This is a genomic window from Kocuria tytonis (assembly GCF_003226895.2).
Taxonomy (GTDB): Bacteria; Actinomycetota; Actinomycetes; order Actinomycetales; family Micrococcaceae; genus Kocuria; species Kocuria tytonis.
In genome coordinates, this window is the sequence record NZ_PNJG02000001.1 from 994,058 (window position 1) to 1,006,891 (window position 12,834).

The 12,834-nt window shown below is 71.1% G+C and carries 11 protein-coding genes, 1 tRNA gene and 1 pseudogene; 7 read left to right on the top strand and 6 right to left on the bottom strand.

Annotated elements, in window-relative coordinates:
* Window positions 1-15: 15 nt before the first annotated feature.
* A complete protein-coding gene (xseA, locus tag C1C97_RS04405; RefSeq protein WP_110919897.1) occupies window positions 16-1,308 on the top strand; it encodes an exodeoxyribonuclease VII large subunit in 1,293 nt (430 codons plus the stop codon).
* Between the two features lie 262 nt (window positions 1,309-1,570).
* Window positions 1,571-1,840, top strand: a complete 270-nt coding sequence (locus tag C1C97_RS04410) for an exodeoxyribonuclease VII small subunit (RefSeq protein WP_110919901.1) — start codon at window positions 1,571-1,573, stop codon at window positions 1,838-1,840.
* A gap of 40 nt (window positions 1,841-1,880) precedes the next feature.
* Here C1C97_RS04410 and C1C97_RS04415 read toward each other — a convergent pair whose 3' ends face one another.
* The 3 genes from C1C97_RS04415 to C1C97_RS04425 form a co-directional block, all read right to left on the bottom strand.
* Complete coding sequence (locus tag C1C97_RS04415; protein ID WP_110919896.1) at window positions 1,881-3,098, bottom strand: pyridoxal phosphate-dependent aminotransferase; 1,218 nt, start codon at window positions 3,096-3,098, stop codon at window positions 1,881-1,883.
* Window positions 3,099-3,207: 109 nt separating this feature from the next.
* On the bottom strand, window positions 3,208-4,251 hold the full coding sequence (locus tag C1C97_RS04420; protein ID WP_121030186.1) for a glycine betaine ABC transporter substrate-binding protein: 1,044 nt from the start codon (window positions 4,249-4,251) through the stop codon (window positions 3,208-3,210).
* Window positions 4,248-4,754, bottom strand: a complete 507-nt coding sequence (locus C1C97_RS04425; protein WP_110919894.1) for an NUDIX hydrolase — start codon at window positions 4,752-4,754, stop codon at window positions 4,248-4,250. The genes C1C97_RS04420 and C1C97_RS04425 overlap by 4 nt, the downstream gene beginning before the upstream one ends.
* 122 nt (window positions 4,755-4,876) lie before the next feature.
* Here C1C97_RS04425 and corA point away from each other — a divergent pair, with 122 nt between their 5' ends.
* Both corA and C1C97_RS04435 read left to right on the top strand, forming a co-directional pair.
* The gene (gene corA, locus C1C97_RS04430) at window positions 4,877-5,920 is read left to right on the top strand and encodes a magnesium/cobalt transporter CorA (protein WP_110919893.1); all 1,044 of its coding nucleotides are present in this window, start codon (window positions 4,877-4,879) and stop codon (window positions 5,918-5,920) included.
* Between the two features lie 148 nt (window positions 5,921-6,068).
* Window positions 6,069-7,145 carry a mechanosensitive ion channel family protein gene (locus tag C1C97_RS04435; protein WP_110919892.1) on the top strand — a complete coding sequence of 359 codons (1,077 nt, stop codon included), beginning with the start codon at window positions 6,069-6,071 and terminating at the stop codon, window positions 7,143-7,145.
* 104 nt (window positions 7,146-7,249) lie between these two features.
* Here C1C97_RS04435 and C1C97_RS04440 read toward each other — a convergent pair whose 3' ends face one another.
* On the bottom strand, window positions 7,250-8,251 hold the full coding sequence (locus C1C97_RS04440; protein ID WP_121030188.1) for a LysR substrate-binding domain-containing protein: 1,002 nt from the start codon (window positions 8,249-8,251) through the stop codon (window positions 7,250-7,252).
* Window positions 8,252-8,363: 112 nt separating this feature from the next.
* Between C1C97_RS04440 and C1C97_RS04445 the strand changes: the two genes are divergently transcribed.
* Window positions 8,364-8,436 (top strand) — tRNA-Ala (locus C1C97_RS04445).
* Between the two features lie 52 nt (window positions 8,437-8,488).
* Here the strand turns inward: C1C97_RS04445 and C1C97_RS04450 are convergent.
* Window positions 8,489-9,976, bottom strand: coding sequence for a sugar porter family MFS transporter (locus C1C97_RS04450; RefSeq protein ID WP_121030190.1), 1,488 nt, complete (start codon window positions 9,974-9,976; stop codon window positions 8,489-8,491).
* Window positions 9,977-10,187: 211 nt separating this feature from the next.
* Here C1C97_RS04450 and C1C97_RS04455 point away from each other — a divergent pair, with 211 nt between their 5' ends.
* Both C1C97_RS04455 and C1C97_RS04460 read left to right on the top strand, forming a co-directional pair.
* A complete protein-coding gene (locus tag C1C97_RS04455) occupies window positions 10,188-10,598 on the top strand; it encodes an ArsR/SmtB family transcription factor (RefSeq protein WP_110919889.1) in 411 nt (136 codons plus the stop codon).
* Window positions 10,598-11,521 (top strand): cation diffusion facilitator family transporter, encoded by a 924-nt coding sequence (locus C1C97_RS04460; RefSeq protein WP_110919888.1) that lies wholly within the window; start codon window positions 10,598-10,600, stop codon window positions 11,519-11,521. The genes C1C97_RS04455 and C1C97_RS04460 overlap by 1 nt, the downstream gene beginning before the upstream one ends.
* 116 nt (window positions 11,522-11,637) lie before the next feature.
* On the opposite strand, the pseudogene C1C97_RS04465 reads toward C1C97_RS04460, so the two are convergent.
* Window positions 11,638-12,821: pseudogene (locus C1C97_RS04465) on the bottom strand (M20 metallopeptidase family protein).
* Window positions 12,822-12,834 lie beyond the last annotated feature (13 nt).

A 12,834-nucleotide genomic window follows, 5' to 3' on the forward strand; every position in this document is an offset into this window, starting at 1 on the left:
TGGTAGTCATGTGCCATGGACACATCGTTTCCCTCCGACGGACCCGAGCGGCAGGAGCCGCCCGCGCAGCTGCCACGGCTGGCCCGGGACACCACTCCCGAGAACCCGTGGCCGCTCAGCAAACTGTCCTACGCGTTGCACGGCTGGGTGCAGAAGGCACCGGACGCGTGGGTGGAGGGCCAGGTGATCGAGGTGAGCCACCGCGCGCGCGTGTCCTTCGTGACGCTGCGGGACCTCCAGGAGGAGGTCTCGGTGAGCGTGACCATGTTCAAGAAGGACATGGCCCGCCTGGAGCACCCGCTGGAACGCGGTTCCCGGGTGATCGTGAACCTCAAGGCGGACTTCTACGTCAAGACCGGGCGGCTCTCCATGCTGGGCCGGGACATCCGGCCCGTGGGTCTCGGGGACCTGCTCGAGCGCCTCGAGCGGCTGCGCCGGGCCCTCGCGGACGAGGGGCTGTTCGACCCCTCCCACAAGAAGCCGCTGCCCGTGCTGCCCCACCGCGTGGGTCTGATCACCGGGCGCAACTCGGACGCGGAGAAGGACGTGGTGCGCAACGCCACCAACCGCTGGCCGGGTGTGGAGTTCGAGATCCGCGAGGTCCCCGTGCAGGGCTCGGGCTCGGCGCGTGCGGTGATCGGCGCCCTGGAGGAGCTGGACCGCATGGACCAGGTGGACGTCATCGTGATCGCCCGCGGCGGCGGCGCCTTCGAGGACCTGCTGTCCTTCAGCGAGGAGTCCGTGCTGCGCGCCGTGTTCGCCGCGCAGACCCCCGTGGTCAGCGCGATCGGCCACGAGAACGACCAGCCGCTGCTGGACCACGTCGCGGACTTCCGGGCCTCGACCCCCACGGACGCGGGCAAGCGGATCGTCCCGGACGTCCAGGACGAGCGGCTGCGCATCGCCCAGGCCCGCTCCGCGCTGGACCGTGCGGTGTCCGGCATGCTGGAGCGTGAGCAGCACGGCCTGGCCACCGTGCGGTCCCGCCCGGCCCTGGCGCAGCCGGACGGCATGATCCTCGTGCGCGAGGAGGACCTGGACCGCTGGCGCTCCCGGGCGTGGTCCGCCGCGAGCTCCCTGACGCTGCGGGCGCAGGACTCCGTGTCCCAGATGCGCGCCCGGGTCCGGGCGCTGTCCCCGCAGCAGACCCTGGACCGCGGCTACGCCGTGCTGCAGACCGCGGACGGCTCCGTGCTCACGGACGCCGACGACGCCGCCCCGGGCCAGTCGCTCTCCGTGCGTCTCGCGCGCGGCGAGCTGGGCGTGGACGTCACCTCCAGCAGCGCGCGGCAGCCCGGAGAGCACTGAGCGGGCGGCGGCCCTCGCGCCGGGATCACCGGGACACGGGCCAGGGCAGCCTCTGCCTCGCCTGCGACGGCCGAGCCCCACCGACCGCTGAGACCCGCCGAGATCCGCCAGCAGCCCGCCCGCACTCGGAAGCACACCAGAGACACCAGCGACCACAACGACCAGCGGACCGCCCCCGCGCCCGCACCCCATCGGAAGGAACACCGTGGCACAGCAGAACCAGAACGCAGACACGCAGCAGAACTCGGGAACCCACCAGAATTTGGGAACCCAGCAGAACTCCCCCGGCACCGGCCCGGACCTCTCGGACATCGACGGCCTGGGTTACGAGCAGGCCCGTGAGCAGCTCGTCGAGGTCGTCTCCCGGCTCGAGGCCGGCGGCACCACGCTGGAGGAGTCACTGCACCTGTGGGAGCGCGGGGAGGCGCTGGCCACCCGCTGCGAGCAGTGGCTCGACGGCGCCCGGGAACGGCTCGACGCCGCCCGCGCCCGGCGGGAGAACCGGGAGCAGACGGCGTCGGACGCGGACTGAGGCGGAGCACCCGGCCACCTCGCGGCGGCCGGGGCCCGCGCTACTGCTGGTAGGTCGAGAGGAACTCGCCCAGCCGGTCCAGGGCGGTGTCCAGCATGTCCACCGCGGGCAGGGTGACCAGCCGGAAGTGGTCCGGCTCGCCCCAGTTGAACGCGGTGCCGTGGCTGAGCAGGATCTTCTGCTCCTTGAGCAGGTCCAGGGCGAAGCGCTCGTCGTCCACGATCCCGAACTTCTCCACGTCCAGCTTGGGGAAGAGGTAGAGGGCGCCGCGGGCCTGCTGGCACGACACGCCGTCGATCTCGTTGAGCTTGCGGTGGGCGATGTCCCGCTGGGCCTTGAGCCGCCCGCCCGGGAGGATGAGGTCGTTGATGGACTGGTACCCGCCCAGTGCGGTCTGGATGGCGTGCTGCGCCGGCACGTTCGCGCACATGCGCATGTTGGCGAGCAGCTTGATGCCCTCCAGGTAGGACTCCGCACGCCAGTTGGGCCCGGTGATCGCGAGCCACCCGGAGCGGTAGCCCGCCACCCGGTACGCCTTGGAGAGCCCGGAGAACGTCAGGCACAGCACGTCCTCGCCGGTGAGGCTCGCGGTGTTGATCATCTCGGCGTCGTCGTACGTGATCTTCTCGTAGATCTCGTCCGAGAACAGGATGAGATCGTGCTCCTTGGCCAGGTCCACGATCTTCTGCAGGGTCTCCCGCGAGTACACCGCGCCCGTGGGGTTGTTGGGGTTGATGATCACGATGCCCTTGGTGCGCTCCGTGATCTTCGACGCCATGTCCTCGAGGTCCGGGTTCCAGCCGTTCTCCTCGTCGCACCGGTAGTGCACGGGGGTTCCGCCGGACAGCGCCACGGAGGCGGTCCACAGCGGGTAGTCCGGGGAGGGGATCAGCAGCTCGTCACCGGGGTTGCACAGTGCCTGCAGGGTCATGGTGATCAGCTCGGACACGCCGTTGCCCAGGTAGACGTCGTCCGTGTCCAGGTTCATGATCCCGCGCGTCTGGTAGTACTGCACCACGGCGGTGCGCGCGGAGTAGATGCCGCGGGAGTCCGAGTAGCCCTGCGCGTTGGGCAGGTTCTTGATCATGTCCACCAGGATGGCGTCCGGTGCCTCGAAGCCGAAGGGTGCGGGGTTGCCGATGTTCAGCCGCAGGATGCGCTGCCCGGCGGCCTCCATCTTCTCCGCCTGTTCCAGCACGGGCCCGCGGATGTCGTAGAGGACGTTCTTCAGTTTGTCGGACTGCTTCACCTTTGCCATGGGCCCAGACTACTCGGCGCTCCCCCGCGGGTTCCGGGTGCGACGCACCCCCGGCAGGTCCCCGGATGCGCCCACGGCCCCGGCGGTGGGCGACCGCCCGCCGGGGTGGTCAGCGGGGCTGTTCGCGCACGAACCGCGCGGCCTTCTCGGGGGTCATGGCCGAGTCGGTGCCGTCCGTGAGGCGGGTGATGGTGGTGAGGTCCTCGGTGCGCAGGTCCGCGGAGGCGCCGTTGATGGAGGACACCGCCGCATCGCCGAGACCCTCGGTGCCGAGCACCACGGCCCGTTCCGGGCGGAACAGGCGGTTGGGGTCGTCCAGGACCACGAGCCCGTCGTCGTCGATCACGGGTTCGGAGGAGCGCAGCACCGCGGCCTGCACCCTGTCGCTCAGCAGGGCGTCCACCAGCTCGCCGGTGCTCGCGTACTCCGTGGTGGAGCGGGGAGCGCAGTCGTAGTACGCCTTCAGCCCCCGCTGCCCCTGGGCGCTGTCCGCGTAGCCCTTCGCCATCCCCACGGACAGCTTCCCGCAGTGCTTGTCCACGGTGTCCAGGTCCCCCAGGTCGTACTGCGCGTTGGTCTCCGCGGTCACCACGAAGCGGTCCGTGCGCTGCGCGCCGGAGGAGTCGAGGACCTCCAGACCCTCGGGCAGGACCCCGGGCAGGGCGCGGTACACGTCGTCGTCGGAGGGACCCGTCTCCCCCGTGATGCCGAGCAGCTGCCCCAGGGAGTCGAGGAGCCCGCGCGGTGCGTCCTCGGAACCGGTGGCCGCGGGGCTCGGGCTCGCGGAGGCGTCAGCCGCCGGGCCGTGATGGCGGGCGAAGACGTAGAGGTCACCGGTGAAGTCCGGGACCACGGTGGCCCGCCCGGTGCGCAGCGCGTCGAAGATCTGCTCGCGCGTGGTGCCCACGTCCACCACGGAGGCGGCCACGCCGTCGTCGGCCAGGCGCTGCTGGTAGTAGTGCGCGAGCGTGCGGGTCTGTCCGTCCACGCCGGTCGCGATCTTCACGGTGTCCCCACCGGACGGGGACGACGCCGCCGCACCCGCCCCGGTGCCGCCCGTCCCGTTCTGCGTCTCTCCCGTACCGCAGCCGCCGAGCGTGAGCGCCCCGACCGCGAGGACGGCCGCCACCCGGACCCGGGCAGCGCGGCTCACCGGCCCCGGCCCGGTTCGGTGGCCACGTCCTGCTCGGCGATCTCCTCTGGAGGGGTGTCCGGGGTGGCGAGACCGGCCAGCCGCAGGCCCTGGTCCACGAGGTCCAGGCGCTTGAGGGAGCCGAGCCGAGCGAACGGGACCCAGGCGGCGTCGTCCGAGGAGCCGTCCTGCTCCACCGCGAGCTCACCCCCGGTCACGTGGGCGGTGTAGAGCACACGGCACGCGTGGTTGCCGCGCGGTGTGCCGTCCAGGCGCTGCTCGGGGGTCATCCAGTAGCTGTGCACGCCCACCAGGCCGTCCGGGACCACGTGGAACCCGGTCTCCTCGAAGACCTCCCGGACCATGGTCTCCTCGGGCTGCTCCCCCGGTTCCATGCCGCCGCCGGGAAGCGTCCACGCACCCTCGAAATCGGGGTGGCGGGGGTTCCAGTGCGTGAGCAGCAGGTGCTCGTCGCGGGTGATCAGGGCGTAGGCGCCCACGCGGGAATCGAACGGCTGGGTCATGGCGGTCAGTCTAGTGGCGTGCTCCGCACGGGCCCTGGGAGGTGCGGCGGCGGGTGGTGCCGGGCGGACGGCGTCGTCACGGCGCGGCCCGGCAACCTCCCGCGGGGCTCCATAATGGGCGGATGACCATTGTGGAGAACGCCATCTATCGCAACGGGAAGGAGGTCGAGTCCCCGACCTCCCTGGAGGACACCTACGACCTCCTGCAGCGGGTCCTGGACCGCTCCGGCGGCGAGCAGAACAGCGGATCCGGGGGCCGGGACAGCGTGGTGGCGTGGATCGGGCTCTACCGGCCCTCGGCGGAGGAGATCCGCTCGCTCTCCGAGCACTTCGACCTCCACGAGCTCGCGGTGGAGGACACCGTGCAGGCCCACCAGCGTCCCAAGATGGAGCGCTACGGCAACACCCTGTTCACGGTGATCCGCCCGGCCGTGTACCAGGACGAGACGGAGACGGTGGAGATCGGTGAGATCCACATCTTCACGGGACCCAACTTCGTGATCACCATCCGGCACTCGGAGTCCAGCGGGGTGAGCCGCGTCCGCAAGCGGGTGGAGGCGGATCCTGAGCTGCTGTGCTTCGGTCCGGACGGTGTGCTCTACGCGCTGCTGGACCAGATCGTGGACGACTACTTCCCCGTGCTCTCGGGACTGGAGAACGACATCGACGAGATCGAGGACGCCCTGTTCGCGGGGGAGTCCAACGTCTCCCAGCGCATCTACGAGCTCGCGCGCGAGATCAACGACTTCCACCGCGGGGCGGCCCCGCTGTCCAACGTGATGCAGCGTTACTTCGTGGGCTTCACCAAGTACGGCACCCACGAGGAGCTGCAGCACCGGCTGAGGGACGTGCTGGACCACGTGATCGCGGTCACCGGCAAGCTCGAGTCCATGCGCTCATCGCTCACCGACGCCATGAGCCTGGACTCCACCCTCACCACGGCCCGCCAGAACGAGGCGGCGATGGTGCAGAACGACCAGATGAAGAAGATCTCCTCCTGGGCGGCCATCCTCTTCGCGCCGTCCATCGTGGGCTCCATCTACGGCATGAACTTCAAGGACATGCCCGAGCTGGAGTGGGCCATGGGCTACCCCATGGCGCTCGTGCTCATGCTGCTGGTGGCCGTGGTGCTCTACGTGGTGTTCAAGACCAGGGACTGGCTGTGAGTCCGCGCGCCTGACCCGCACCGGGTCCGCCACTCGGTCCGCGCCGGGTGCGCGACGGCCCCGTCCGCCGGTCCACGACGCCGCTCCCCCAGCTCTCGCCCCGGCCGCACCGAGCGCACGCCCACGGGCTGCGGATACCCTGACTGCGATGCACAACCTCGAATTCTGGCTCGACAAACCCTTCCGCGTGCTCCTGGTGCTGATCGGGGCCGTGGTGGTCTCCGCCGCGGTGCGGCTGCTGATCCGCAAGATCACGCGCGGCATCGCCCGCGGCACGCAGTCCCGGATCGTCAAGCGCTTCGACCACGGCCAGTCCCGCTGGGTGCAGGACGCCGGGGTGGCCTCGGAGCGGCAGGCGCTGCGGGCGCGCACCATCGGCGCGGTGCTGGCCTCGGTGGCCACGATCATCGTGTGGGCCATCGCGATCCTCATGATCATCTCGGAGCTGGGCTTCAACATCGCCCCGGTGATCGCCTCGGCCGGGATCGCGGGCGTGGCGCTGTCCTTCGGTGCGCAGTCGCTCGTGAAGGACTACCTCTCCGGCATCTTCATGGTCGCGGAGGACCAGCTGGGGATCGGCGACTCCGTGGACCTCGGCGAGGCCATCGGCACGGTGGAGAACGTGGGCCTGCGGGTCACCCAGGTGCGTGACGTCAAGGGCACCCTGTGGCACGTGCGCAACGGCGAGATCCTGCGCGTGGGCAACCAGTCCCAGGGCTGGGCCCGCTGCGTGCTGGACATCCCCGTGCCCTACGACACCAACATCGACCTCGTGGCGGACATGATCGAGCACGAGGCGCTGCTCGTGCGCGACGACCCGGACGTGGGACCCAGCATCGTGGCGGACCCCGAGGTGTGGGGCGTGGAGAACGTCACGGGTGAGAGCATCACCATCCGGCTGGCCGTGAAGACGGCGCCGCTCGAGCAGTGGGACGTGGCCCGGGTGATGCGCGTGCGGATCAAGAAGATGCTGGACCGGGACGGGCTGCGGATCCCGCTGACCCACCAGGTCACGGTGCGCACCGGTTCCGAGCCTGAGACCTTCGCGGACGCCCCCACGACCTCCTTCCCCATGCCGCGCGTGCCCACCACGGGTCAGGTGCGCACCACTCCCCTGCACCCCCACGTCTCCGCGGGGGACAGCCACACCCCGGACGGCCGCACGCCCAGCCGGGACGAGACGGGTGAGGGCACCAGCTCCTCCGAGCGCCGCGGGGACGGCTGAGCCCCGGCCGCGCCTACGTGCCACCCCGCGGCAGGACCCCCTGGCGAGGCCGCACGGGGACTTTCCCACTCCGGGTCACGTGGTCCCCGAAGGCGTCCTGCGGGTCAGCGCCGCTTCTTCGAGCGGCTGTTCTTCACCTTGCGCCCGGGCTTGCGGCGTAGCCCCGGTTTGGTGCTCGCCCCGGCCTTGGCCCAGCCGCCGGACTGCGCCCTGCTGCTGCGCTTGGCGGGTACCTTCCCGCTCGTCGTCCCTGCCTCCGCCGGGGCCGTTGCACCCTCGGACTCCTCGGGGGCGGCCTGACGGTTTGTCGTCTGCGCCGCGTCCCGCGCGCCGGTCGCGGTGGAACGGGCTCCGCCGTGGGCCGCCCCTTCCCCGGACGACGCCGCTCGCTGCGGCTGCGTGCCCTCGTCCCGGCCGCTGGACTCCCTGCGGCCGCGGACGATGCCCACGAAGCGCTGCACCGCGTCCTCGGTGTCCTCGGCCACGGACTTGGGCCACACCAGCACCACGGGAACGGTGGGGGCGTCCGTGAGTTCGCGGGTGGTGACGTCCTTGCGGGCATGCAGCCGGGCAACCAACATCGGCAGCACCACGGGCCCCGCACCGGCGGCCGCGAGTTCCACGGCCATGGCGGCATCGTCGATGGCCGCGTGGGGCTGGGGCGTGGACTCCTCGTGGAGCTGTGCGGTGGTGAGGGTGTCCAGGACGCCGAGGACGTCGTCGGTGCCCAGCACCGCGACCTGCCGCTCCTCGTAGAGGCCCACGGCGTGGTGGGTGGTGCGCAGCTCGTCCAGGGAGGGGTCCCCCGGCGCCCAGCCCAGCCGGACGAAGCACGCGGTGACGGCGCCGTGGTCCAGCGCCGCGCGCCACCCTGCCGCCGGGAGGAGAGCATCGTGGAGCACCGGCCGCATCCGGCGCCCACGCCACCTGCCGAACCACTTCCCGGGCATGACGCCGGGGACGTACCCGATGGTGAAAGGGGCCTCGCCCGCGTCCTGCCCCGTGGCCCGGTCCGCGGCCGCGGCCGCGCCCGCCTCGCCGGGTTGACCGGCCGAACCCTCGTGGCCGGGGTGGGACGGGGCTGAACTGGGATCCGCTGGGCTCATGCCCCCACCCTAGATGCCGCGCGGAACGGCGGACGCCACGGGTGGGCCCTCAGCCGTGCGGCCGCTGATGTGCGAAAATCGGGCGGGAGGACTACAGTGGCTCCTGTTGTTCGGGGCTTTAGCTCAGTTGGTAGAGCGTTTCGTTCGCAATGAAAAGGTCAGGGGTTCGATTCCCCTAAGCTCCACCCGAAGAGAAATCCCGCGTCCTGTCGCCAGGACGCGGGATTTTTTCGTCCCTCACCGGTCGGACGCGCCGGCAGTGCCGCCCGCCGGCACCGCCGGGATCCGTCCCGTCAGCTGCGCCTCGATCTCCTCCAGGGACTTGCCCTTCGTCTCGGGCAGCAGCCGCCACGCGAACATGAGCGCCAGGAACGTCATGAGCGCGAAGAAGAAGAAGTTCGGGGCGGCACCGAACCGCGCCAGGAAGATGGGGAAGACCAGGGCGACGGTGAGGTTGAAGAGCCAGTTCAGCGTCGTCGTCATGCCCATGGCCCCGGAGCGGATGCGCTGCGGGAAGAGCTCGGGGAGCATGACCCACTGCACCGGCCCCCAGGACAGGGAGAACGAGGCGATGTAGATGGCGATGCCCGCGAGAGTCACCGTCATGGCCAGCGGGCCCTGCCTGGTGGTCAGCCCGAGCACCGTCATGGTCCCCAGGAACAGCATCCCGAAGCACATCCCGGACGCGCCGATGACGAGCAGCTTCTTGCGCCCGATCCTGTCGATGAGCTTGATGGCCGGCAGCGTCATGAGCATGTTGAGCAGACCGATCGCGGCGTTGGCCAGCAGGGACTGCTGCGGGTTGAACCCGATGTTGGCCAGCAGTGTGGGGCAGTAGTAGATGATCGTGTTGATGCCGCCGAAGTTCTGGAAGAACACCAGCAGCACGCCGATGACCAGCAGGATCCGCAGCCGGGAGCCCAGCAGGTCCTTGAGCGCGATCGGGTCCTCGTCCGCCTCCTCGGCGGCCACGCTCGCCCGGATCTCGTTGAGCTCGCGCTCCGCCTCCGTGTGGTTGCCGCGCAGCCGGAGAAGCGTGGTGTACGCGGGCTTCTCACCGCGGTGCGCGGCCACGAGCCAGCGGGGGCTCTCCGGCTGGGTCATGATCCCGATCATCAGGATGATGGCGGGAACCGCCCCCAGACCGATCATCCAGCGCCACAGTCCCGCGCCCTGGAACGCGAGATCCACCACGTAGGCCAGGAAGATGCCCGTGGTCACCATCAGCTGCATCAGGGAGGACAGGCCGCCGCGGATGTTCTTGGGCGCCAGCTCACTGAGGTACATGGGCACGATCACGGACACGATGCCCACGCCCACGCCGATCACGAACCGGAACAGGATCAGCATGAACGAGCTCACGGCGAGCGCGGCCCCGGCGGTGCCGATCACGAAGACGACGCCGCCCGCGAAGATCAGCTTCTTGCGCCCGAGCCTGTCCGCGAGCCGCCCGGAGCCGAGCGCACCCACCATGGCCCCGAGCAGCAGCCCGCTGACCACCATGCCCTCGATGAGCGGAGTGGGGATGATGTGCTCCGGGATGAACAGCAGCGCGCCGCCGATCACGCCGGTGTCGTAGCCCCAGAGGATGCCGCCCAGGGCTCCGAAGAACCAGATGGCGATGTTGCGCTTGTGCTTGGTCCCGGGTTCCTCCGGGCCGGGTGAGCCGGCGGTCGGCGCCGCCGCGGCAGCCGCCCGCCCCGCGGGTTCCGTGCGATCTGACATGTGCGCTCTTTCCACTCGGGGACGGCACACGACACTTCCACGTTCCCGTCCGCACCGGGGTGCGCGGGGGGCGGTGCCGACGGGCCGCACGACCAACAGGAGCCCCAGAGTTCCACCGCCGGTGATGTCGTGTCAATCACACGGCGCGGTTCGAAAGCGCGGGTGTGGCTCACCGCGTGCGTGATCCATGACTTGGCGATATCATCGCTGCATGGCGATTAGTCCTACCGAACTCCCCGCACTGGATGCGCGCGCCACCGCCGCGTACTCCCACCTCTTCCAGGCCCTGGGTGAGCCCACCCGCCTGGCCGTCCTGCAGCACCTGGCCTCCGGGGAGCACCGGGTCCGGGACCTCGTGGCGCACACGGGCCTCGCGCAGTCCACCGTGAGCAAGCACCTCAGCTTCCTCGCGCAGTGCCACCTGGTGAGCGCCCGCCCCGAGGGCCGCGCCACGTGGTACTCCCTGACGCGCCCGCAGGATCTCGGGGCCGTGATCTCCGCCGCCGAGCAGCTGCTGCGCGCCACGGGCACCCACGCCGCACTGTGCACCCACCTGCACCACCCGCCCGGACCCACCGCAGCGGACCCGGCCGGTACGACGCCGCCGCAGGAGTCCCGCTGATGGGCGCCGGTCACGACCATGGGGCCGGGGCGGGCGACCACCGCGGGCGGCTGTGGATCGCGTTCGGGCTGACCGCGGGCATGGTGGTGGCCCAGGCCGTGGGCTCCCTGCTCACGGGCAGCCTGGCCCTGCTGACGGACACGGTGCACGCGCTGACGGACGCCCTGGGGCTGCTCGTGGCCCTGGTGGCGGCGCATCTGACACGGCGGCCCGCCAGCTCCAAGCGCACGTGGGGTTTCCGCCGCGGGGAGGTGATCGCGGCGCTGGCGCAGGCCACGCTGCTGCTGGGTGTCGGGGTGTTCGCCGTGGTGGAGGGCATCCGCAGGCTCCTGGAGCCGCGCGCCGTCCCACCCACGGAGCTGCTCGTGTTCGGGGTGATCGGCCTGGCGTGCAACGTTGTCGCGATCCTGGTGCTGGCTTCCGGGCGCGGCGCCAACTTCAACATGCGCGCGGCCTTCCTGGAGGTGGCCAACGACGCCCTGGGCTCGCTCGGGGTCATCGTGGCCGCGGTGGTCATCGCCACCACCGGGTTCCAGCGGGCGGACACGGTGGCCGCCCTGTTCATCGCCGCGCTCATCCTGCCCCGTGCGGTCACGATCATGCGTGAGACCGCGGCCGTGCTCATGGAGTTCACCCCGCCGGGGCTGGACCTGGACCTGTTCCGGGAGCACATCCTGGGACTGCGGCACGTGGTGGACGTGCACGACGTCCACGCCTCCACCGTGGCCACCGGCCTGCCCACCATCAGCGCGCACGTGGTGGTGGAGGACGAGTGCTTCCGTGACGGTCACGCCGCGGGCCTGCTGCGGGACGTGAAGACGTGCGTGGCGGAGCACTTCGACGTGTCCGTGCACCACTCCACGTTCCAGATCGAGACCGTGGACATCCGGGACTCCGAGGCCCACGAGATCCTGCACGCCTGAGCGACCGCTCCACCGCCCCCGCCCGGGGCCCGCGCGTCCGACCCCCGTCCGCCGGGGCACGGCCGAGCGGTGGGGGCGCACTTCGTCACCGACCGCCGGGGACGCCTCGCGCGGACTCAGCCCCGCGCGAGGCGCTCCCACGCGATCCCCGCGAGGGCTGCCGCCTGGTCCCCCAGCAGCGCGTCGTCGAACAGGACCGTGGGCGAGTGGTTCGCACCGGAGGTGGCGGGATCCACGCCCTCGGGACCGCACGCGAAGAAGAAGAAGCACCCGGGGACCTTGTCGAGCACGAAGGAGAAGTCCTCCGAGCCCATGGGGGGATTCGGCATCAGCGCCACCCTCTCCCCGCCGAACATCGCGGTGAGGGTTTCCCCCGCGAGGGCGGCCTCGGCGGCGTCGTTGACCGTGACCGGGTACAGCACGTTCCACTGCACCTCGGCGCGGACGCCGTGGGCCGCCGCGACGCCCTCCGCGAGCTCACGCGCGGCCCGGGGGAACAGCTCCGCGTTCTCGCGGGACAGGATGCGGACGCTGGCACCGAGGCGCGCGGCACCCGGGATCACGTTGCCGGCCTCGCCCGCGGACAGGGTGGTGACGGACGCGACCACGGGGTCGAAGACGTTGAACCGCCGCGTGACCATGCTCTGCAGCGCGGTGCCGAACTCGAGCAGCGCGGGCACCGGGTCCTGGGCGGTGTGCGGCTGGGACCCGTGCCCTCCCCGGCCGTGGAACGTGACCGTGAGGCTGCTCGCGCCGGCCATCGCGGCCCCCGGGCGGTACGCGAACCGGCCACCCGGCCACGGGGCCACGTGCAACCCGTAGGCGGCCACAGGGCGCTGCCCGGCCACGTCCAGCAGTCCCTCCGCGAGCATGGGCGCGGCTCCTCCGGGGCCCTCCTCCCCCGGCTGGAACATGAAGACCACGGTGCCCGGAAGCTCCGCACGCCGGGCGCTCAGCAGCCGGGCCGCTCCCACGAGACCCGCCGTGTGCAGGTCGTGACCGCACGCGTGCATCGCACCGTTGGTCGAGGCGTAGTCCAGACCGGTCTGCTCCACCACGGGCAGCCCGTCCATGTCCCCGCGCAGCAGCACGGTGGGCCCGGGCGGCCGCCGCGCAGCACGCCCACCACGGAACTCAGGGACTGCCCCAGGGTGATCTCCAGCCCGCACCCCCGCAGGGCCTCCAGCACCTTCCGCTGCGTCCACGACAGCTCGTTGCCGAGCTCCGGGTTGGAGTGCAGGGTTCGACGCAGTGCCACCAGCTCGGCCTGCAGGGCGAGGGCGTCAGCGGTGAAGTTCATGCAGGTTCTCCTC